Source organism: Shewanella sp. H8 (genome assembly GCF_040285065.1).
Taxonomy (GTDB): Bacteria; Pseudomonadota; Gammaproteobacteria; order Enterobacterales; family Shewanellaceae; genus Shewanella; species Shewanella polaris.
Map to the genome: position 1 here is coordinate 4,361,941 of NZ_CP157213.1, position 22,352 is coordinate 4,384,292.

Below are 22,352 nucleotides of genomic sequence, written 5' to 3' on the forward strand. Positions count from 1 at the left end.
CGTGAACAGTATTTGCAATAAAACGGTTTGGCATTTAACTTGCTTATTGCATTAACAATTAAGCAAAGCAAGCTTAAGTTTTATACATTGATTAAATATGAACATCATGATTATTAATATCTCAAGGAGCGGTAATGTTAAAACTAAAAACAAGCGTCAGTATTCTGCTAGCGGCCTCAGTACTTAGTGGAGCAATGTTTAGCCCTGTTACACTCGCAAATGAAGTCATCAAATTAGCAACGACAACCAGTACTGAAAACTCAGGATTACTCGGTGCACTTTTACCTAAATTTGAAGCCGAATCAGGCTATACTGTACAGGTAATCGCTACTGGTACTGGTAAAGCATTAAAGCTGGCAAGTCAGGGAGATGTTGATGTAGTCATGACTCATGCTCCAGACGCAGAAGCAAAGTTCATCGCTGACGGTTTCGGCATTGAACCTCGTGGTATTATGGAAAATGATTTTGTTGTATTAGGACCCAAAAATGATCCTGCAGCAATAAAGTCTAGCAAAAACGTGACAGAAGCATTCAGTAAAATAGCTAATAAGCCAAGTAAATTTGTTTCTCGTGGTGATAACTCTGGCACCAACATGAAAGAGTTGATCATTTGGAAAGCGGCAGGAATTACACCTGATTTTGCAGGCTATACTTCAGTAGGCCAAGGCATGGGTAAAACCTTGTTAATGGCAAATGAATTACAAGCTTATACATTAACGGATCGCGGAACATATATTGCCTATAAAGCTAAACTAGACCTGAATATTGATTTTGAAGGCGGCGCTAAATTAGCCAACCCTTACCAAATAATGTTGATCAACCCAGCAAAATACCCAGAATTAAATCATAAAGGTGCAAGAGCATTAAGCGATTGGTTTATCAGTCCAGCTACACAAACTATGATTAATAATTACAAAGTACAAGGAGAACAATTGTTTAAGGCAACTTATAAAAAATGAGTGACGGTTGGTTAGTCCTATTGCAGCAAGCATTTAGCTTGCTGCTCTCTTTTGACCCTCATGTATGGGCGATTATTAACATCTCATTTTCGGTGTCTTTTGTCGCGTTATTGATCACTATTATTCCGTCGATTATCTTAGGTTTCATCCTTGCCTTTAGCCATTTCCGAGGCCGTTGGGTAGTCACAAACTTAGTACAAACGTTACAATCTATTCCTACTGTAGTGATCGGTTTATTAGTATATTTATTGCTGACTCGTAATGGTGCTTTCGGTGATTTAAAATGGCTATTTACCCAAAAAGGAATGATTTTAGGCCAAATGTTAATCTGTGCTCCAGTATTGATAGCATTATCACAAGCGGCTTTTTCCAGTGTCGATCGCCGAGCGTGGGAAACATCACGAACCTTAGGCGCCTCTTGGTTACGCGCGGTTTGGACATTATGCCGTGAATTACGGGTACCACTTTTATTAGCAATTGTTGCTGGGTTTAGTCGAATTTTGACTGAAGTGGGTTGCTCTATGATGGTAGGTGGCAATATTATGAATGTCACTCGTAATATCCCTACTGCAATAGCACTTGAAACCAGTAAAGGTGATTTTGCTCAAGCAATTGCCTTAGGACTAGTGTTACTAATATTAGCCTTAGTGTTAAACTTCATCTTGGGTTCATTGCGAGGCAAGGCCCTCCCAAGGAGTCATTAAGATGCCATTAGCTAATCATTCAGTTAAATCGCCAGTCAGTATTCAGGCTAAGAATATCCTGATGCAGTTTAATCAAAATATTTTATTTCACGCTGATGAACTTAGCTTTAGTCAGGGTGATGTTATTTATCTACAGGGTGACAACGGCTCAGGTAAATCCACCTTAATGAAACTCCTTGCAGGGTTGCTTTCACCAAGCAAGGGCCAAATTCATAGTCATGGTTTTAAGCAGGCCCCTTGGTGGCGAACTCAATCACTTCTTGGTAAGGCAGTTTATTTGCATCAGCACCCTTATCTTTTTGAAGGTTCGGTAAAGTACAACTTAACTTATGCTTTAGATCAACGGTCGTTATTGCCAGAACAACGAAAAAAACGTATTGACCAAGCGATTAATATGGCCCAATTAACAGACTTACTTAGCCACCTCGCCAGTGATTTGTCTGGCGGAGAGCGACAAAGGCTTGCTATTGCAAGGGCTTGGATTGCGCAACCAAAACTCTTAATGCTTGATGAACCCATTTCGAATATGGATAAACAATCACAGAGTTTAGTTGTTGCGATGATTAATCAATTAAAGCAAGACGGCACAGGATTATTGATCAGTAGCCATCAAACCTGTGGCTTAACAGCGTTATGCCAACAACGCTGGCACATTCAACAAAATACCATTCACACCAGCATGCATGTTCCTACAGTAGAGGCAGTGCATCAGACTAATACAACGGAATTTCATTATGGCACCACAAATTGATGCAGTAATTTTAGCTGGCGGCATGGCAAGGCGAATGGGCGGCAATGACAAAGGGTTAGTGGATCTTAATGGCCAAGCCATGATTTGCCACACTATCGATAAGCTAACAAGCCAAGTCGATGGAATTATGATAAATGCCAACCGTAACCAAGAACAGTATGAACAATGGGGATATACTGTTCTTAGCGATCTAGATAGTGGTTATTTAGGACCCTTAGCTGGAATGGTTACAGCTTTAAAGCAAACTAAAGCAGATTATCTTCTTGTTGTACCTTGTGATTGTCCTATGTTACCGGATGACTTAGTAGCAAGATTATTAGCTGCTTTAGAGCGAGAGCAGGCCGACCTTGCTATTGCAAGTGATGGTGAATATGAACAACCGGTAGTATTACTGTTAAAACCCCATCTAGCGCCATCGATGCAAGCTTTCTTGGATGGAGGCGATCGCAAAGTATTTTTATGGTATAGCCAACATAAAGTGGTGGTAGAGAGTTTTGCCGATCAACCCAATGCATTCGTGAATATCAATACGTTAGAACAGAAACACCGGATAGCAGAAAAAATCGCTAAGTAATTCAGTAGAGGTACTTCATGACAACATTATTTACCAATCCATTGCCGATCCCGGTTTTAGGCTTTTGTGCATACAGTGGCACCGGCAAAACTACTTTACTGAAACAATTGATCCCGTTATTGAACCAACGTGGTTTACGCTTGGCGGTCATTAAACATGCCCACCATAATTTTGATGTGGATATTCCCGGTAAAGACAGCTTTGAAATGCGTAAAGCTGGAGCAAGACAAGTATTAGTGGCGTCCCATGTACGTTGGGCGTTAATGACTGAAGATCTCGTTGAAGATGACCCGCAATTGCAACACTTACTGCGTCAAATTGAAGCCGATAAAGTAGATATTGTACTGGTAGAAGGTTTTAAAAAACTGGCATTACCTAAAATAGAATTACATCGCGCTGCACAGAATAAACCGCTAATCCACATTCACGATGACAACATTGTCGCTATCGCGTGTTGTGATGAGACCAAAGTGCCAAGTTCATTAACTCGCCTCGATTTGAACAACGTGGCGCAGATTGCCGATTTTGTACAAAATTACCAACAGACATGGCAGCCAGCTGCGGTGCAGTTACCGATAAACAGTAGCGAACAACAAGCTGCAACACCTAACGATCAACATGGTCTTTCTGTTTCACAAGGTATTACCAACGTATTAGCTCAAGTTGTTCCGATTAACCGCAATGAGTCACTTAACCTAATTGATGTTGATAACCGAGTATTGGCGCATGACATTATTTCTACCGTAAATGTGCCACAACAAACTAATTCGGCAATGGACGGTTATGCTTTTATTTTCCAAGATCTCAAAAAATCACAATCTTTTAAAGTTGTAGGTGAAGTCCTTGCGGGTCATCATTATTCTGCCACATTACAAGCAGGAGAAGCCGTTCGCATTATGACTGGGGCAACGGTTCCTCAAGGTGCCGATACCATTCAAGCGCGAGAATTGGTCACTGAACAAGATAGTATTATTACCATACTTGAACCTGGACAAGTTGTAGAAGGTCAACACGTTCGTTTGGCTGGAGAAGACATTGCTGAAGGTGACGTTGCACTCGCTGCTGGTTCACGCTTGGGCGCCGCTGAACTCGGTTTGTTGGCCTCTCTTGGGTTTAACCAATTGCCCCTTATAGAACGTCCTGTCGTTGCGGTATTCTCAACGGGTGATGAAGTAAGCCAACCAGGGCAACCACTGAAACCAAACTGCATTTATGACTCCAATCGTTACACCATATTATCAATGGCAAAGAAACTTGGTTGTCAGGTTATTGATTTAGGCATTATTGAAGACAATGAACAAACGCTCACAGACACATTGCGCAGTGCTGCAAAACAAGCAGATGTGGTGATTAGCTCTGGTGGCGTATCAGTGGGCAACGCAGATTACATTAAAACGGCCTTAGCCAATGTCGGCGACACTCATTTTTGGCGCATTAATATGCGTCCCGGTCGCCCACTCGCTGTCGGAAAAATTGATCAAAGCTTATTTTTTGGATTACCAGGTAATCCTGTCGCGGTCATGGTGGCATTTTTACAGTTTGTGCAACCTGCTATTCGTAAACTGGCTGGCGAATCTCATTGGCAACCACAGTTTATGCCTGCAATTGCACAACATGCATTACGCAGTAAAACAGGTCGCACTGAGTTTTTACGCGGTATTTATACGATTAGGTCTGATGGCAAAATACACGTTAGTACCACAGGCGCACAAGGCTCTGGAATGCTGAGTTCTATGGTCAATGCAAATTGCCTTATTGTCATTGGTGATGATACTGCCACGATACCAGCAGGCGAATCTGTTTTTATTCAGCCATTTGCTAGTTTACTGTAAAGGCTAATATGACCCAACTTATCGACGGCTTTCAACGAAAAATAGATTACTTACGCTTATCGGTCACCGATCGTTGCGATTTTCGCTGTGTGTATTGTATGAGTGAAAATCCTACTTTTTTACCGAAATCACATGTTCTGAGTTTGGAAGAGCTGTCGTGGATTGCCCAAGCGTTTACTGAGCTTGGAGTAAAAAAAATACGCTTAACTGGCGGTGAACCATTAGTGCGCACCGATTGTGACAAACTGGTCAAATTGTTAAAGCAATTACCTGGTCTTGAAGAGCTATCAATGACCACTAATGGGTCACGACTATCTAAGCTGGCTCAGCCATTGTTTGAAAATGGCCTTAATCGATTGAATATCAGCCTAGATACGTTAAACCCAGACGTTTTTGCACAGCTAACACGTAATGGAAAATTAGATCGTGTCATTGCTGGGATCGATGCAGCAATAGCGGCTGGCTTTCATAACATCAAAATTAATGCGGTGATTTTACGCGGTCAAAACGACCATGAAGTATTAGATTTAGTGGAGTTCTGCCGTCAACGTCATCTCGATATCGCTTTCATTGAAGAAATGCCTATCGGTTATATGGATGAACGTCAACGCAAGCGTCATTGTTCAAGTGATGAAGTCCGTCGCATTATCGAAACGCGCTATCCTTTAATCGCGTCGACTAAGCGTACTGGCGGACCATCTCGATATGTAAAAATGGCCGATAGCTCTATTCGCATCGGATTTATTTCGCCACACAGCCATGATTTTTGTCATGAATGTAATCGCGTTAGAGTGACGGTAGAAGGTCAATTACTCTTGTGTTTAGGCAACGAAAATTCCATTGATTTAAAAGCAATTGTTCGTGAATTCCCCGCCGACATAGAACGCCTAAAACGAGCCATTACTGATGGAATGCAACACAAACCTCAATCTCATGATTTTAACATCGACAATGGCACACAAATTCTACGCTTTATGAATGCCACTGGCGGCTAAATCTTTTTGGTATCGTCAATGATACACTTGAATCATAATTTACAGATGCTGACTGACAACATAACGTATTAATTATTCGTCTTGTCAGTCAATGTTTGCTCGCGTTCCTCAATAGTTGAGGCGATATAATTATTCAAGTTAAGGTGGTTTATGGCCCTATCACGTAAAAAATGGAACTACATCATTATGGGTGCCAGCCTATTTATGATTGCGGTGCTGTCTTTAATTAATGACAAAACCGCCAAGGTACCCAGTGACGCCGTCCCCTTATTTGATCAGCAATTACCGTTGAAGCAATTACTACTTGATGGTCATTGGTTAACGCTGCACAATGACCAATGGCAGTGCCAGCCACAAGTCCTCAATTGCCAGAAATGGGCCCAAGCATGGCAAACCATTAAGGTCTCACCGCTAAGCACAGAACCTTCACACGATAATAAGGTGCAAACACTAACCATTGCTATCAACAATATGCAAACGGCACAAAAATGGCGTTACTTTCCAAACGAAGGCCTCTTGCAATCATCTAATAACAATTGGTACCAAGTACCACCAAGTTTACGCGCCGAGTTACAACCTATTCTTGCTGTACCTTCTCAATCAAAATAAGAGTTTTTATGCCTGAATTACCAGAAGTTGAAGTGACCCGACAAGGGATCAGTCCTTATCTCATTGACCAAACTGTTAGTGAATTAATTGTCCGTAATGGCTCACTCCGTTGGCCTGTACCAGCTATTGCTCAAAATATTGTTGGTCAGCGTATTACCAATGTCCGCAGGCGAGCTAAGTACTTATTAATTGATACTGATGCCGGAATGACAATAGTGCATCTAGGCATGTCAGGCAGCTTACGTATTTTACCGTGTAATACCCCAATTGAAAAACATGACCATATTGATTTAGTACTCGAAAATGGTCGTATGTTGCGTTTTAACGACCCTCGACGCTTTGGTGCTTGGTTATGGTACGAATTACCAGAAGAAGCCCATCCGTTATTGTCAAAGCTCGGCCCGGAGCCATTAAGCCCTCATTTCACGCCATTACAATTACAAGCAACACTGACTGGCAAAAAAAAGACCATCAAGCAGTGCTTAATGGATAATCACATTGTGGTGGGTGTCGGTAATATTTATGCTAATGAAGCGCTTTTTGCTGCAGGAATACACCCACAGGCAGCAGCTGGTAGTATTGATATAGAACGGTTAACAATTCTCGTCAGTGAAGTAAAACAAATTTTGGCTCTCGCTATTAAGCAAGGTGGTACTACCTTAAAAGATTTTACTAATGCCGATGGTAAACCAGGTTATTTTGCCCAAAAGCTGCATGTTTACGGCCGTGGTGGCGAAACCTGTACCGCCTGCGGCAATTTATTAAGTGAGATAAAGTTGGGCCAACGCACTACGGTATTTTGTGGTGTGTGCCAACAGCGTTAGTCGGATAAATAACGCCTAAATCGCATTTCAATTTACCCATAAAAAGGGAGCCATTTGGCTCCCTCATATCATCAACCTCAACTCGGGTTAATCAACTATAACGCTTAAAATCGATATTCATAAGTAGAGAAAGCAGTACCTTGAGTATCATCGTCTAGCACTTCGAATTCAGAATTAGATACACTGCCACCTAACGTTAACATGCCATTAAACATTGGCAAACGATATGACAGCTCAAGCATCATGAGATCTTCTTTTAAAGGTTGCGGTGCCCATTCATTATTAGTATTAGCACCATCTTTATTCAGTTGAGCATAGCGAATAATAGAAGTAAAACCATGACTATTATCGAATTGACCAATTAAACCAAGTGCATAAACATTGGCATCACTATCATAGGTACTGCCAAAAGCACGACCATAGTAACGTGAGCCGCTTTGGTATGTTGAATGCTCGTAAAAACAGTTAAATTGATCTTTGTCTTCACCGCAATACACCATAGTATCGGTGTACTCGATAAATAACTTATATTGTTGTTTAGCAATACTAAAACGGGTATCTGCACCTACCATTTTACCGCAATCAACAATTTGCCATGGATCGCCTTTTGAATCTTCACAGGTACGTTCTAGATACAAGCCCACAGGCACATTAAACCATGTATCAGCATATCTAACATCGAAACCCGCCATCTGATTGCCATAGTTTGAACAGCCTACTTCATCAACATTATCTGCTCTACAGTCTCGCTGACCAGTAATTGATTTAATTGCGGTATTAAAGCTACATTCTTGCCCTTCACCACAAAACTGGGTTGTCCAAGACAACCCTATCTCTAACTGCTTGAATGGTTTAATAGCACCACGAAGGTTCCATAACAGTGTATGAGGAGCATAACGCTCTTCTTCTGTCATACTAATGCCACCTGTTAAACTCCAATCACCAACCCATGACAACCAAGGCGTTTCAAACGCTTGTGAATTATTGCGGCTGATCATTAAAGATGGCATTGGTCGGGCATTGTTTGATTTATGCAGAGAAGAGTCAAACCCTGGTCCCCACCATTGCCCCACACTCCCGGCTGTCACAACCCAATTGCCTAGTACCATTGCGACATATGAATCATCTAAGCGAATTTCTTTGTCGTCAGATGGATCATAGTTTGCTGAGGCTGAAATTTTATAAGAAAAACGCTCACCTGTGTATTCATGTGAACCTTGTAGCTCACCTTTTTCACGATAGTCTGAACCAAAATGCTGGAAACGTGCCGCATCTGTTGCCGCTGCCACCTTTATACTGGTGTTACCACGATTACCAACGGCATTTTGGTAGTAAAAATTAACTCGTGCAAAAGCATCCACTAAATCAGGTGTGAGTAATGCAGGCTCAGCTTGAGCTAAATCAGCTCCAATACCTGACCACATCAATGGAAAAGTATTAATAGGGCCGCTAATCACTCCCGCATCCGCTAAAGCTTGAATATCTGCTCGTAAATAAATATCTGAAGTGTCAACCCATGGCGCGGCTTGAACACTGCTACAGATCATCATTGCACTAAAACCTAGTGCCGTGGCTACCTTAGTTAACCAACTAAATCCATTTGTCATGAAATTACTTTACCTTTTTATTAGCTTGATTTTGCGCTACTTTTTTCTTTAATGCAGCGGCTACCTGTGGGTGAACAAATTGACTTACATCTCCTCCATGTAAAGCAACTTCTTTCACCAGTGTAGAAGAAATAAATGAATTCTCTTCCGCAGGTGTCAAAAAAACACTCTCAAGATCAGGACTTAAACGCCGATTCATGTTTGCCAGCTGAAATTCATATTCAAAATCGGATACTGCCCGCAATCCGCGCACGAGTACACTCGCATGCTGTTCTTTGGCGAAATCAACCAGCAGGCCAGTAAAACCGACGACTTCAACATTGTCTAAATGTGCAGTCACCAAATTAACTTGAGCGACTCGCTCTTCAAGAGAGAACAGAGGTTGCTTAGAAGGGTTTGATGCGATGCCAATAATCACGTGTTTGAATAAGCGTGCTGCACGTTCGATTAAATCGGCATGACCGTTTGTCACAGGGTCAAAGGTACCTGGATAAATTGCTCTTCTGTGCATAATATATCGCCTTTACATCATCTTTATAGTCGTTAGTTTAGCTACTTCTATCACCAGAATAAATCATCATCTGGTTTAAACATTGGGTAATGTTACATGCCTACATTACTATTTTTGTATTTTCGGAAGTGGTGGCAGTTGTTGTTTATATTTCAATAAATCAAACTCGAATTTCACTTTTTGCCAAATACGCAGTAAATGATGACGCTCAGCGTTATTACGTCTACCTTGTCGATTAATATCACTGTCTAAATCGGTCCCAATGACTGGAAAAGGCCTGACTACAAAACACCGCAACTGTTTTTCGTACCAGTACTGAATATCAATATCCACTGGACGAGTAATAGGATATGCCGTCGCCAATAATTTTTGTGCTCCAGCCAATGACACACATTGGCCACGAGTAGAAGCCGGCAATTTTAAACACGTCGATAAGCTAAAGCGATCATCAAGCATTATCGATTTAACAATACCTTTTTGCTTACGCCCATGACACAGCTTGATGTAATCCCAATCAGCAGAAAGATTATTGATATGTTGTAGCACATTTATTAATGTGGGATCTAAAACGGAATCATCTTCAAGAATTAAGGCGTAATCTAACTGTTGTTCAACAATCATTTGCCAACATTGGACATGGCTGAGGTAACAGCCAATTTCGCCAAGATTGAGCTTTTTATCATACTTTTGGAGGTTTTTTTGTGGATCATACACTTTAGCAATATCGGCATCGCATAACTCTTTACCATAAACGGCAGAGATACGCTGGTATTCAATACCTAACTGTTTTAGCTGCTCATCCATGAACGTAAATCGTTCAGTGCTACTATCTAAATTAATGAGGAAAACTTTAAAATTCATATATTACTAACCTAAACACCTATTTCCAGTCATGTGTAACTATTGAGACTTAATCTTAGAATATTCAGCTCTATTAATAATCTACCGAATAAAATGCTCGAAGCTATAGTTAGGTTACTTTTATTAGTGACATTTTATTTAATCCATTGAATAAATCAAAAACAGCTTATAATTATCACAATCACTGCTTCACACATCACGACGAACATCCGTTTCACCACTTTTAACAGCGAGAGGTTCAAGAGTATATCACTAATAATCTCGCTTTAGCTTGTTGTCAAAAAAGTTCTTATTAATCACCAGGTGGCTAAACAAGAATAATCTTCATTTGTTGACCCTTGATACAATTCCTAATGCAAAACGGTGAACAAACAGTCTTGAGTTGATATACTCAGTGGCAACTCTTACGCCAATTATCATGCTAGTTGAAAAATAGTTAAACGTCACAATACAATGAGCCCCATCATCCGATGGAATTGAGTTAATATTTTATCTTTCAGACAATCATATGAAAAAAATCTTAGTCATTAAACACGATAAAATTGGTGATTTTGTGCTGACATGGCCTGCATTCTATCTATTAAAAAAAGCCATGCCAGATGCAATCATTGACGTATTTGTTGCCAAGGTGATTACACCTTTTGCTGAAGCATGTCCCTATATTGATAATGCCATTGCAGATTCTGGTGATGACACCGCCATCGCAGAGCATATTGCCCAACAACATTACGATGCGGTGATTGTGGCTCATTCTGAAATGAGAATGTATAAGATCTTAAAAAATATCGACATTCCATATAAGCTAGTGCCCAAACATAATTGGTATCAATATCTTTACAAGCACCGTGCAAGCACCGATTATAAGAAAGGTGAAGGTTGCTGGCGTGGCAGTTGTATGTTGATTGAGTATTTTTTATCGCACCATGGTTATCCGATCCCGAGTTTACCTAAGCAATATTGGGATATGAGTGAGCACAAGCCTAAGTGGCAACAATATTATGGCCAACAAGCAGATGAAAAACTGATTTTTATTCATCCCGGTACAGGAGGTTCATCTGGCAGTGTTGCTGAAGCGGATCTGGCCAAGATGATTAGTCATATCAATCGTCTTACAAAGAGCGATTGTCATTTTGTATTAACATATAATGGTGATGAACTGATTTTAGCCAAAAATATTCAAGCATTACTGGCAGACCAACCTATTCGTGTTTCATTGGCGAAACCATTAGGCAGTTTGCGCGATTTTGCAGAGTCGTTAGTGGCAGCAGACATGTTTATTGCTGGTTCAACAGGCCCATTGCACATTGCTGGATTACACAATGTTCCCACGGTAGGTTTTTATGCAGGTAGACGATCAGCACCGCATATAAGATGGCAAACGTTAACCGAATCGAGCAAGCGACTCACTTTTACGCCACCGATTGGTAAGAAAACGGGCCGTAATATGTCTTTAATCGATTTTGATCAAGTGTCCCAAGAAATTGCAGACTTTTTAAATAAGTCATCTTAAGTGCAATGGATTCAGCCAGCTCATCTAGAGCACAATTATTGGAAGTAATATTATGATAGTGGTTACAGGCGCAGCAGGGTTTATTGGTAGTAATTTAGTTAAACAACTTAATGCCATGGGCCGAAATGACATTATCGCCGTTGACGATTTAACCGACGGCACTCAGATGTTCAATTTAGCCGATTGTGAAATTGCCGATTATCTCGATAAAGATGATTTCATCAGGCAAATTCAAGCGGGCGATTTTGATAACAAACTTGAAGTCATTTTCCATCAAGGCGCTTGCTCATCAACCACTGAGTGGGATGGCAAGTTCATGATGGCCAATAACTACGAGTATTCAAAGATATTATTGCATTACAGCCAAGCCAATAACTGCCAATTTATTTATGCTTCTTCTGCATCTGTTTATGGTGGCAGCGAAAAGTTTATTGAGCGACGTGAACTTGAAAAGCCACTCAATGTCTACGCTTACTCTAAGTTCTTATTTGATCAATATGTAAGACAGCAAAAACTCACTGGCCAAGTGGCTGGGTTACGGTATTTCAACGTCTATGGTCCACGGGAACAACATAAAGGCGGCATGGCCAGTGTGGCTTTCCACTTTAATAACCAAATTAACGCCAATGGTGTGTGTCGTTTGTTTGAAGGTGTTGATGGTTATGAAAATGGTCAGCAACTTCGTGACTTTGTGTTTGTTGAAGATGTGGTTAAAGTCAATTTATGGCTATGGCAGAACCCATCCGTATCGGGAATATATAACTGCGGTACTGGTCAAGCACAAAGCTTCAATGATGTTGCCAATGCTGTCATTGCGTATCATGGTAAAGGGCACATTGAGTACATTCCTTTCCCTGAGAAGCTTAAAGGTGCTTATCAGAGTTATACTCAAGCAGACTTGACCCAATTAAGAACTGCTGGTTATCAAGCTGAGTTTAAAACGGTTGAACAAGCTGTACCAGAATATTTAGATTGGATTAAAAACCAACACTTTATTGGTCAATAATGACCCAAAACGATCAGCCCAATTTTACTTTACTTGGATACAATGATGAAGAAAGCTATTTTCACTCTTGCAATTGGTGATGAAAATCCGATGTACCGCGCTGCATTACTCAGCTTTGAGCAATATGCACAGAAAGTCGGAGCGGATCTTATTGTATCTAAAGAATTTCACTATCCTATCACCATTAAAGACCCTCAACATACTGCCAGCCCAGCATGGACAGAAAAACTGTACATTAAAGAGCTCCTTAAACAATATGACAGGGTGTTATATGTCGATGCTGACATTATCATCCAGCCAGATGCGGAGAATATCTTTGACGTTTATGATGATGTCAACACGGTTTATTTATTTAATGAGGGCGAACACTTAGAACGTCAAAATGTGATTGATAAAATAACCGCGATTATGGGACCTCTTGATAATTGGCCGGTCGTCAACAATCGTCCAGTTTACTACAACCTTGGTTGCATGCTTATTTCAAAGCAAAGCCAATTGTTTGATATTGCTAAACTTGAAGACCTGCAGCAGCTATGCAACCACATCAAGTATTACGAACAAACATATGTAAACTACTTGCTGCACCGTGACGGCTTAGCACATCAGAGTATTTCGCCTAAATTTAATCGCATGGATTTTATGGGGCCAGAAAATTATCGCGATGCCAATTTTATTCACTATGCGGGGCGAGGCTACAGTAATTCATCACTTAAGCGTGAAGTGAGATTTGTAAATGACTTTTGCGAACTGTTCAAAGGTCATATTGATGACAAGGTATTAGCTGATATAAAACAAAGTGGCTGGGACCTCTTTATCAACAAGGTCCAGCAACGCTACAAATTGCCTAAGCCTATAATCAATGCGATAGCCAAGCGCTTCGTGACGATTTAACCAAACGTTATTTACCGTATATCTAGCTAAATAAGTATTAAGATTTAACGTATTTAGCAGCAAAGCATTTAGTGAAAAGGCTTAATTATTCATGTTGAAATACAAAGTGTTTGTTATTAATTTGGCCCGTTCGCAAGAAAGGCTAGCACAAATTGCAGCACAACTCGCAGAGGTTAATATTCCATTCGAACGCATTGATGCTGTTGAAGGAAAACTGCTATCTGCAGATGAAATCGAAGCGGTGTCACCTGCTCGTTTAGCCAAACAACATTATTATCGCGATCTCAGCAAAGGGGAAATCGGCTGCAGCTTAAGTCATAAAAGAGCTTGGCAAAAAATTATCGATGACGATTTAGACTTAGCATTTGTATTTGAAGATGATATTCATCTTGAAGCTAATTTTGCCGACACAATTAATATGATCCTCAATCTACCCACCATGAATTGGGACTTTATCAAGTTGTATCCACTGACGCGAAAAAGCCGTAAAAATATTCAGTCGTCAATGCAATATGGCGAGTTTGAATTTGTAACCTATAAAAAATTTCCACTAGGGGCAATGGCCCAAGCCATTAGTCGCCGAGGTGCAGAGTCGTTGATTAGCCATATGCCTTATATTGTCCAGCCAGTTGATGGTCATTTAAAGTCTTGGTGGAGTCTAGGAATAACGCCTTTTGGCTTGCTCCCTTACTGTATTTCTGTCGACATAGAAGGTCCGTCAGATATCAATCCTGACGGGAATCTAGAAAGAGCACCTCAACGTCGTGTCACTAAGTTAATGCTAAACTGGAGTAGAGCCTTGATGCGATTTATCGCAACACCTCAGCTTGAAAAAAGATTTCGTCAATTCACTCAAGCGTTAAAAAAGGATTAATGTGTCTTCATTAATAAGCCATACACAATTACAGAGTGCACAGCGTATTTTGTATATGACACACTTAGCCATTGGTGATTTTGTTTACCAAAGTGTTTGGTTAAAAGCACTTAAAGCAAAATATCCGCATTTGGTTATTGATGTGTGGTTTGATGATTGTCGCAGTCGTCCGCAATCGTGGGCAACAGGTCGCAATAAAGTGCTCAACGAATGGATAGATGCACTCGGCATTATCGACAATACTTATCCAATTGTTGGCAACCTTGCCCAAAGACAAGGCTATATCAGTCAGGCCAAAGAGCTCAATTATGATTTAATCGTATTTATTGGTAAAAATCGCAGTGAGCAATTTGCAAAAATAGCCCGAAAAATATCATCTTCAGCTTATATAGTAGCCTCAAAAAGTAAACCATTGAATAACCCGATTGCAAAATGGCTATATTTCAAGAATATAGATGCACACTTCAGTTACGATGACATAGCCAAGCACAGTGAGCATATTACCGATTTATACTCACAATGTTTTGAGCGAGCATTGGGTCTTACTTGTGATGATTTAGTCGATGGTAAAAAACAATTGGCCTTTAATGTTGATGCGATTTATCAACAACAAGCCCGCACACTTATCGAAAAATTAACCACTAATGATAACAATAAGCTCATAGTTTTTGTCAATCATTTATCCACAGCCGATAAGCGTGATTATCCTTTTGCTCAACTTAAAAAGGTAATTTTAACGTTAGAAAAGAAATACCAAAACCTGGTATACATTTTCAACTGTCCGCCCGATAAATTGAATGAAGTAACCACCCAAGTTGCTGAAGATAGCGACTTAAACTGCTTAGCCGTAACCACCTTTACTGCCAAGCAAAACTTCTTCCAATTACCAGCCTTAATTGCTGAAAGCGATATTGTTATAAGTGCCGAAACGGCAACGGCTCACCTTGCAGTATGCATGGGTAAACCACAAGTGACCATAATGTCGAATGATTTAACCCTGTGGCAGCCTAAAGGCGACTGCATTATTTTAACGGGTAGCGGTCAAGCTAAATCGATTACGCCTCAGCAAATCGTAGATGCATTTACCCAACAACTGAATCAACATTTTAGTGGAACAAGCAAATTAGATAAGCGCCCATAAACAGAAGATAATAAAAAAGGCCAATAAGGCCTTTTTTATGGGTGCTGACAAACACGACGATTAGCTACGTCAATTCAGTTACTGGCAGCAAATCCAATAAACTTTCGGTTGAATAAGGTGCAACCTTATTTAAATACTCACCGTTGAGTACCTTTTCATACATACCTTGATACTGCTGGGCCATCACATCAGCATTAAACACATCTCTTGCCACTTGATGACACACTTTACGGTCAAAACGATCAAGGTGCTTCAACGCATCAACCATTTCATTATAATCTGTCGTCAGCAGCCCTATTTCAGGTTGGGTGATAATCTCTGGTAATGAGCCAAATGGTGTACCAATAACCGGAGTACCTAAAAATAAACTTTCGGTAATCGCTAAACCAAAGGGTTCATGCCATCTAACTGGAAATAGTAGCGCCTTTGATTGTCTGATAATCGTAAACTTCTCATTGCCACCAACCATGCCTTTAAAGTCGATATTCATATCAAAGTTAAGGTAGCCTTTTGTACCAAGCTCAAATCGTTTGCCGCCTAAGACAGCTAATTTTTCACCTGCTTTTTTAGCAATTTTAGCAGCGCCAGTTAGATTTTTATGACGAACCGTCGCTTTACCCAAAAAGTGCACATAATTACTGTTGGATTCAAGACTAGGCTGACCATACTCAGACCAGTCAAGACCATTGTAAACATAGCAGTCGCTGTGATGATTATTGGCATGACGCTGGGAAATAAATATGGTGTTACGAGCGTATTGTTTGGCTTCATCAGCATTAGCATGTTCGGTACACACAAACGGCTTATCTAATTCGCCAGTAAAAGCACAATGAAAATGCACCACATCAGGCCAATCGGTAATCTGTTGATTAAATGTCTTTCGTTTATCGTAAAACAGCGTTCCTTCAGGCCTAACATCATGGGGACGCATCAAAAACTTTACTTCGTGCCCTTGCTGCTTTTGTGCAGTGGCCAGAGACCATACCACCCGTTCAGTACCGCCAAACTTAAACGCCGGAAACGGTCCTCGGCAAAGTAGTACATGTAAGATTTTCATTTAACCTTTCCGTATTGAATGTGCCACTGAACAAAATAATTGATAATATTTCACCATAAATTAGCAACTGAAAATATTTATTGATCTGTGCAAAGTAATTTAAACGCCGAAATAACCTCATCAACCTCTATCATCGCCATTAAATGCTCACCTTTGGCTCGCGTTCCCCATTTTACATCACCTTCAACCTGTTGCTTTATGACTTGGTCATAAACCGACACGGTATAATCTCGATAAAAATAAGGCCCCGTTCGTCCGGGATTTGAATGAGCATACAAGCCAATAACCGGTGTTCCTTGAGTGACGGCCATATGCAAAGGCCCGGTGTCAGGTGCGAGCACTAGCTTGGCTTGTTTTAACACTGCAAGTAGCTGAGTCAAAGATGTCTTGCCTACTTGATTATCTAATGGTTGCTGGCTATGGGATTGAATCACATCGGCTAAGGTTTTTTCTAACGCGGTTGGACCGCCGCACAACATTACCCGATAACCTTGATCAACAGCATAATCAGCCACTGCAGCGTAACGCTCTGGTAGCCAATTGCGTTCAGCTTTACTGGCCGCAGCACAAATCACTAATACCTTATCATCACCCACTAATTGTTTGGCAAAGTCAGTATCGGCTTGTGGTACAGGAATGTTCCAGCTTGGCGTTAAATCTTCTACACCAATGGCTTTAGCAAAGCCCATAAAGCCATCTAATACATGGGGCGTCGCCAAGGGTTCTACAGCATTATTTGTCACCAGCCACTGACCCTCTTTGGCTCTAGCCTTATCAAATCCTACTCGCACTCGTGCGTTAATCATTAATGAGGCTATGGTTGCACGAAGTGCTACTTGCATATGCAGCAACACATCAAAATGTTGACCTTGTAAATCACGGCGCAACTGAACATAGCTACGCCAGCCTTTAGACTTATCGAAAATAACAAATTGAATGCCAGGTAAGTGCTTGAGTAATTGATATTCAACCTTACCAATCACCCAAGTAATATTAAGGTTTGGATATTGTTTTTGAATAGCCTGCACCATCGCCACCGCATGGCAAACATCACCAATGGCAGACAAACGCAGTAAACATAATGAACCTATCGAACTAAAGTCAGCTTTCATTGATAATCCAATATGTTTGAGTGAAGAATAAGGCGATTAAGGCAAGTTAGTGATCTTAAGGTATAATGTTATTTCGATCCACAATCTAACCAATGCTATTGATAATTAGATGCAAATAAAAATCACTCAACTTGGCCATGTCGCATGGTGTGAAACCACTGCCCAGCAATTAGCACCACAAGATTTTGCGGTCGATGGTTGGCGGGACAACAATGCCGTTGTGGGTCAGTCTAAGGGCCGTTACACCACATGGTTTGTCAAAACTGCTAACTCGGACTCATCGCAAACATGGGTGTTACGTCATTATTGGCGAGGTGGGATGATGGAAAAATTCAGCCGAGATGCCTATCTCTATACAGGCCTAAAACGAACTCGCGCGGTGGCTGAATTAACGATACTCGAAACCTTGTATCAAGAAGGGTTTGCCGTTCCTCGTCCCATAGCAGCTAACGTTGAACGATTTGGTTTATGGTATCGTGCCGACATTATTATTGAACATGTTGCAGGTGCAAATGATTTAGTAGCTTACTTAAGCCATAACCCAATGACTGAGTCACAATGGTATTTATTAGGCGAAACCATTGCCAAATTCCATCAACGTGGGGTATATCACGCCGATTTAAATGCAAAAAACATCTTACTTGCGCACGGACAATTCTATTTAATTGACTTTGATAGAGGTGAGTTACGTACGCCACACCCTACATGGCAGCAAGCCAATTTAGATCGTTTGCTACGTTCGTTTAAAAAGGAACACGCTAAACTGACTACGCTGCAATTTAGTCAACAGCATTGGCAGCAATTACTTGCCGGTTACCAAAGCGTAAACCCAATCTAAGGCGAACTTTTGTATTGAGGGGTTATAAAAATAGACGCTAATCTGCGTCTATTTTTAGATAGCTGGCAGCAAAATGTTAAACAATAAGCTTATTAATCAGTGTGAATTGCTTTAATAATGCACCACGATTTTGTTCAACCACAGCCAGAGCCGCTGTAGATGCTGATTGGTACATATTGTTATCGGTAAACTTATTCTGTAATTCTTGCGCTAATTCATCTGCAGAACTAATACAGGTTAATGCACCCGCATCAGCAAGTAATTGTGTGATTTCAGCAAAGTCCCAATGATTGGGACCAACATACACAGGCAGCCCCATCGCGGCAGGTTCAAGTGGATTATGACCACCATTATTAATTAATGTGCCGCCAATAAATGCCTGATCTGCAGCGCCATATAACATCACTAGCTCTCCCATAGTATCGCCAAGCAATACTTGAGTTTTCGCATTCACCTCATCATTCATACTGCGCCTAGCTAACGTCAACCCTGACTGGGTGACGGTAATAGCGGCTAAATTAAATTGCTCTGGGTGTCGTGGTGCCATAATTAATAATGCATCAGGAAAATGACTTAATAGTTGCTTATGGGCGGTCAAAATCGCCTCAAACTCACCGGGATGAACACTACCCGCAACCCAAATAGGAGAGTTAACGCGATGCCACTCTGCACGAAGTGCTATTGCTTGCTGTTTCTTTATAGGATCAATAGTAAGATCGAACTTTACACTACCACACACATGTATACGTTGAGCTTCCACACCTAAATCAATAAACCGTTCTGCTTCACGCTGAGTTTGTACAGTAATCAAGTTGAGCTTGTTTAGCATTGGCACAGCCAAACGACGTTTTTTAGCGTATTTATTTGCTGACTTTTGTGACAAGCGCGCATTAGCCAAAATCAATGTCACTTGTTGTCGCGCGGCAAAGTAGACTAAATTTGGCCACAATTCAGTCTCCATAATAATGCACACTTTAGGCTGTATTTGACGTAAAAAGCCTTTGATAGCATAAGAGAAATCAAATGGTAGATAGCAATGTTGCACCGTATCGCCAAATGCTTTTAGCACTTCAGCCGACCCTGTCGGGCTGGTTGTTGTAATCGTAAATGTATCATCAGGGTGTGCAGTCATAAGTTGCTTAATCAACGGAATAGCCGCTAGCGTTTCACCCATAGAAACACAGTGGATCAACACATCTGTTGGCATTAACTTGGTAAAACCAAAGCGTTCAGACCAACGATGACGATAGTCGACACTTTTTATCGCCCGAAATGCTAAATAGAGGATAACCAGCGGAAACATTAAATATAGAAAGAAAGAATAAACAATACGGTTCATGTAAGAAGAGTCATCGATTTTTGCTTGTCAGATAAGCACAATGTTAACATACTCGTATTAAGTCAGCTTAAGGAATTATTTGAGCGACAATAAGTCAATAATGAATATGGAAATCACATGAAAACCCGAGATAAAATCATTTTTGCCAGCTTAGAGCTATTCAATGAACGTGGTGAACGAAATATTACCACTAACCATATTGCAGCACATTTAGGCATTAGTCCGGGTAATTTGTATTATCACTTTCGTAATAAAGAAGACATTATCAACTCCATTTTCAGCCTATATGAAAGTCATTTAGAATCAGGCTTTAATCCTTATGATGATGTCCCGATCACCATTGAATTATTAATGGGTTACTTTGATGCCATGTTCTATACCTTATGGCAGTTTAGATTTATGTATTCCAATCTAGCAGATATTTTAAGCCGTGATGATGCGCTAAAAACTCGCTACTTACATGCTCAACAACAAGTTCTTAACCGTTCAAGCAATATTTTACGCAAACTAAAAAAAGACGGTTTTCTTGATGTAAATGACAATAAAGTCACTGCGCTTGCTGACACTATTAAAATGATGGTCAGCTTTTGGATTAGCTATCAATTAACTCAATCAAGCACATCAACGATTACTAAAGCCACCTTATATGATGGTTTATTAAGAATATTGATGATTTTTCAGGCTTATGAGACTCCTACGTCAAGCGAAACCTTCTCCCGTTTAGAACAACATTATTTAGACATAGCCAGTAAAGAACGTCATCTAGCTGAGTAAGTAAATGCTGCCAATACTGTTAATTGCGCTCAAGTAACACATTTTTAAACTCGCTAATAACCCACTACTATTGAATCGGTTATTAGCGGATTTTTTTAGGGTTTCCTCCCACAACCCAAATCCAGCTACCGACTATGTTAACGATTAGTTTTTATTATGTGAATAAGCCAATAGCCCTAAACTAATTCATGTTGGTCTGACGACTTAAAAAAACGCTGTAGAGCAGCAAAAATAAAGGTTAGAATGCCAACAACTCCAAAGCACCCTGTCACTTATAGCGGTGTTTTACTGCGTGATTTGGATAAGCATAATAACCATATTTAGGAGAACACCGGTGGCATCTACCTCTTTTTACGACAGAATTAACCAGCAAATTACCGATGTAAAAGCCGATGGCTTATACAAAAGTGAGCGAGTCATAGCGTCAGCTCAACAAACTGCCATTCAGGTTAACAGTGAAGAAGTGATTAACTTTTGTGCTAATAACTACTTAGGTTTAGCCAATCATCCTGAACTTATCAAAGCAGCAAAAGCCGGTTTAGACAGTCACGGTTTTGGTATGGCATCAGTACGATTCATCTGTGGTACTCAAGACATTCATAAGCAATTAGAAGCCAGCCTAAGTGAATTTTTAGGCATGGAAGACACCATTTTGTACTCGTCTTGCTTCGATGCTAATGCTGGTTTATTTGAAACCCTATTAGATGCTGAAGATGCTATTGTGTCCGACGCCCTTAACCATGCATCAATCATTGATGGCGTGCGTTTATGTAAAGCTAAGCGCTTCCGTTACGCCAATAACAACATGGCCGACTTAGAAACTCAGCTTATTGCTGCTCAAGCTGCTGGTGCACGTAATATTTTAATCGCCACTGACGGTGTATTTTCAATGGACGGCGTAATAGCCAACCTTAAAGGCGTATGTGACTTAGCGGATAAATACGATGCATTGGTGATGGTCGATGACTCTCATGCTGTAGGCTTTATCGGGCAAAATGGTCGTGGAACCCACGAATATTGTGACGTGATGGACAGAGTCGATATCATTACTGGTACCCTAGGTAAAGCTTTAGGCGGTGCATCAGGCGGATTTACCGCGGCAAAAAAAGAAGTTGTTGAATGGTTACGTCAACGCTCTCGCCCTTACCTATTTTCAAACTCATTAGCACCTTCGATTGTTAGCGCCTCTATCCGTGTGCTTGAAATGCTCAAAACTGGTCAAGACTTACGTGAAGCAGTTTGGGAAAACAGCCGTTATTTCCGTGAGCAAATGTCTGCCGTTGGTTTTACCTTAGGCGGTGCAGACCATGCCATTATTCCCGTTATGATTGGTGATGCTAAATTGGCTGGCGATTTTGCTAATCGTTTATTGCAAGAACACATATATGTGGTTGGTTTCTCATTCCCAGTAGTACCTAAAGGCCAAGCGCGTATTCGTACCCAAATGTCTGCGGCACATACTCGCGAACAACTTGATCATGCTATTGATGCCTTTACTCGTATTGGTAAAGAAATGGGCATTATCTAATCTATCTTAGGTTCATTGAACCATAGATAAATTAAGCTTCGCGTAACTATAGTTC

At 40.7% G+C, this 22,352-nt stretch carries 22 protein-coding genes; 16 read left to right on the forward strand and 6 right to left on the reverse strand.

Annotated features, from left to right (window positions below; genetic code table 11):
- Positions 1-194: 194 nt before the first annotated feature.
- From ABIS04_RS19035 to mutM, 8 genes are all read left to right on the forward strand, one after another.
- Complete coding sequence (locus ABIS04_RS19035; protein WP_371833651.1) at positions 195-959, forward strand: substrate-binding domain-containing protein; 765 nt, start codon at positions 195-197, stop codon at positions 957-959.
- Positions 956-1,663: an ABC transporter permease gene (locus tag ABIS04_RS19040; protein ID WP_350432101.1), complete on the forward strand. Its 708-nt coding sequence runs from the start codon at positions 956-958 to the stop codon at positions 1,661-1,663. The genes ABIS04_RS19035 and ABIS04_RS19040 overlap by 4 nt, the downstream gene beginning before the upstream one ends.
- 1 nt (position 1,664) lies before the next feature.
- Positions 1,665-2,414 (forward strand): ATP-binding cassette domain-containing protein, encoded by a 750-nt coding sequence (locus ABIS04_RS19045; protein WP_371833610.1) that lies wholly within the window; start codon positions 1,665-1,667, stop codon positions 2,412-2,414.
- The gene (mobA, locus tag ABIS04_RS19050; RefSeq protein WP_137224358.1) at positions 2,398-2,988 is read left to right on the forward strand and encodes a molybdenum cofactor guanylyltransferase MobA; all 591 of its coding nucleotides are present in this window, start codon (positions 2,398-2,400) and stop codon (positions 2,986-2,988) included. Before ABIS04_RS19045 ends, mobA begins: the two co-directional genes overlap by 17 nt.
- Positions 2,989-3,005: 17 nt before the next feature.
- Positions 3,006-4,820: a bifunctional molybdopterin-guanine dinucleotide biosynthesis adaptor protein MobB/molybdopterin molybdotransferase MoeA gene (locus ABIS04_RS19055; RefSeq protein WP_350432102.1), complete on the forward strand. Its 1,815-nt coding sequence runs from the start codon at positions 3,006-3,008 to the stop codon at positions 4,818-4,820.
- 8 nt (positions 4,821-4,828) lie between these two features.
- Entirely contained in the window at positions 4,829-5,815 is a 987-nt protein-coding gene (gene moaA / locus ABIS04_RS19060) for a GTP 3',8-cyclase MoaA (protein WP_140235409.1), read from the forward strand.
- A 150-nt stretch (positions 5,816-5,965) separates the two neighbouring features.
- The gene (locus ABIS04_RS19065) at positions 5,966-6,424 is read left to right on the forward strand and encodes a hypothetical protein (RefSeq protein ID WP_140235410.1); all 459 of its coding nucleotides are present in this window, start codon (positions 5,966-5,968) and stop codon (positions 6,422-6,424) included.
- A gap of 8 nt (positions 6,425-6,432) precedes the next feature.
- Entirely contained in the window at positions 6,433-7,248 is an 816-nt protein-coding gene (gene mutM / locus ABIS04_RS19070; RefSeq protein WP_350432103.1) for a bifunctional DNA-formamidopyrimidine glycosylase/DNA-(apurinic or apyrimidinic site) lyase, read from the forward strand.
- Positions 7,249-7,352: 104 nt separating this feature from the next.
- Here the strand turns inward: mutM and ABIS04_RS19075 are convergent, their stop codons facing one another.
- The 3 genes from ABIS04_RS19075 to ABIS04_RS19085 all read right to left on the reverse strand — a co-directional run bounded on the left by ABIS04_RS19075 (position 7,353) and on the right by ABIS04_RS19085 (position 10,227).
- Complete coding sequence (locus ABIS04_RS19075; RefSeq protein WP_371833652.1) at positions 7,353-8,798, reverse strand: capsule assembly Wzi family protein; 1,446 nt, start codon at positions 8,796-8,798, stop codon at positions 7,353-7,355.
- A 61-nt stretch (positions 8,799-8,859) separates the two neighbouring features.
- Positions 8,860-9,366 carry a pantetheine-phosphate adenylyltransferase gene (gene coaD / locus ABIS04_RS19080; protein ID WP_140235413.1) on the reverse strand — a complete coding sequence of 169 codons (507 nt, stop codon included), beginning with the start codon at positions 9,364-9,366 and terminating at the stop codon, positions 8,860-8,862.
- 108 nt (positions 9,367-9,474) lie between these two features.
- The gene (locus ABIS04_RS19085; protein WP_140235414.1) at positions 9,475-10,227 is read right to left on the reverse strand and encodes a glycosyltransferase family 25 protein; all 753 of its coding nucleotides are present in this window, start codon (positions 10,225-10,227) and stop codon (positions 9,475-9,477) included.
- 508 nt (positions 10,228-10,735) lie between these two features.
- Here ABIS04_RS19085 and ABIS04_RS19090 point away from each other — a divergent pair.
- The 5 genes from ABIS04_RS19090 to ABIS04_RS19110 all read left to right on the forward strand — a co-directional run bounded on the left by ABIS04_RS19090 (position 10,736) and on the right by ABIS04_RS19110 (position 15,649).
- The gene (locus tag ABIS04_RS19090; protein WP_350432104.1) at positions 10,736-11,737 is read left to right on the forward strand and encodes a glycosyltransferase family 9 protein; all 1,002 of its coding nucleotides are present in this window, start codon (positions 10,736-10,738) and stop codon (positions 11,735-11,737) included.
- Between the two features lie 52 nt (positions 11,738-11,789).
- On the forward strand, positions 11,790-12,743 hold the full coding sequence (gene rfaD / locus ABIS04_RS19095) for an ADP-glyceromanno-heptose 6-epimerase (RefSeq protein ID WP_350432105.1): 954 nt from the start codon (positions 11,790-11,792) through the stop codon (positions 12,741-12,743).
- A 42-nt stretch (positions 12,744-12,785) separates the two neighbouring features.
- Positions 12,786-13,634, forward strand: coding sequence for a glycosyltransferase (locus tag ABIS04_RS19100; protein WP_350432106.1), 849 nt, complete (start codon positions 12,786-12,788; stop codon positions 13,632-13,634).
- A 91-nt stretch (positions 13,635-13,725) separates the two neighbouring features.
- On the forward strand, positions 13,726-14,508 hold the full coding sequence (locus ABIS04_RS19105) for a glycosyltransferase family 25 protein (protein ID WP_350432107.1): 783 nt from the start codon (positions 13,726-13,728) through the stop codon (positions 14,506-14,508).
- 1 nt (position 14,509) lies between these two features.
- On the forward strand, positions 14,510-15,649 hold the full coding sequence (locus tag ABIS04_RS19110) for a glycosyltransferase family 9 protein (protein WP_140235418.1): 1,140 nt from the start codon (positions 14,510-14,512) through the stop codon (positions 15,647-15,649).
- 64 nt (positions 15,650-15,713) lie between these two features.
- Here the strand turns inward: ABIS04_RS19110 and ABIS04_RS19115 are convergent, their stop codons facing one another.
- Positions 15,714-16,706 (reverse strand): glycosyltransferase family 4 protein, encoded by a 993-nt coding sequence (locus ABIS04_RS19115; protein ID WP_350432108.1) that lies wholly within the window; start codon positions 16,704-16,706, stop codon positions 15,714-15,716.
- Between the two features lie 77 nt (positions 16,707-16,783).
- Positions 16,784-17,818 (reverse strand): glycosyltransferase family 9 protein, encoded by a 1,035-nt coding sequence (locus ABIS04_RS19120; RefSeq protein WP_350432109.1) that lies wholly within the window; start codon positions 17,816-17,818, stop codon positions 16,784-16,786.
- A gap of 109 nt (positions 17,819-17,927) precedes the next feature.
- On the opposite strand from ABIS04_RS19120, the gene ABIS04_RS19125 reads away from it, so the two are divergent.
- Positions 17,928-18,656, forward strand: a complete 729-nt coding sequence (locus tag ABIS04_RS19125) for a 3-deoxy-D-manno-octulosonic acid kinase (RefSeq protein ID WP_350432111.1) — start codon at positions 17,928-17,930, stop codon at positions 18,654-18,656.
- A gap of 76 nt (positions 18,657-18,732) precedes the next feature.
- Here ABIS04_RS19125 and waaA read toward each other — a convergent pair whose 3' ends face one another.
- Complete coding sequence (gene waaA / locus ABIS04_RS19130; RefSeq protein WP_350432112.1) at positions 18,733-19,995, reverse strand: lipid IV(A) 3-deoxy-D-manno-octulosonic acid transferase; 1,263 nt, start codon at positions 19,993-19,995, stop codon at positions 18,733-18,735.
- Between the two features lie 117 nt (positions 19,996-20,112).
- On the opposite strand from waaA, the gene ABIS04_RS19135 reads away from it, so the two are divergent.
- Both ABIS04_RS19135 and ABIS04_RS19140 read left to right on the forward strand, forming a co-directional pair.
- Entirely contained in the window at positions 20,113-20,769 is a 657-nt protein-coding gene (locus ABIS04_RS19135) for a TetR/AcrR family transcriptional regulator (RefSeq protein ID WP_137224315.1), read from the forward strand.
- 334 nt (positions 20,770-21,103) lie between these two features.
- Positions 21,104-22,297 carry a glycine C-acetyltransferase gene (locus ABIS04_RS19140; protein WP_350432113.1) on the forward strand — a complete coding sequence of 398 codons (1,194 nt, stop codon included), beginning with the start codon at positions 21,104-21,106 and terminating at the stop codon, positions 22,295-22,297.
- The last annotated feature ends 55 nt before the right edge of the window (positions 22,298-22,352 follow it).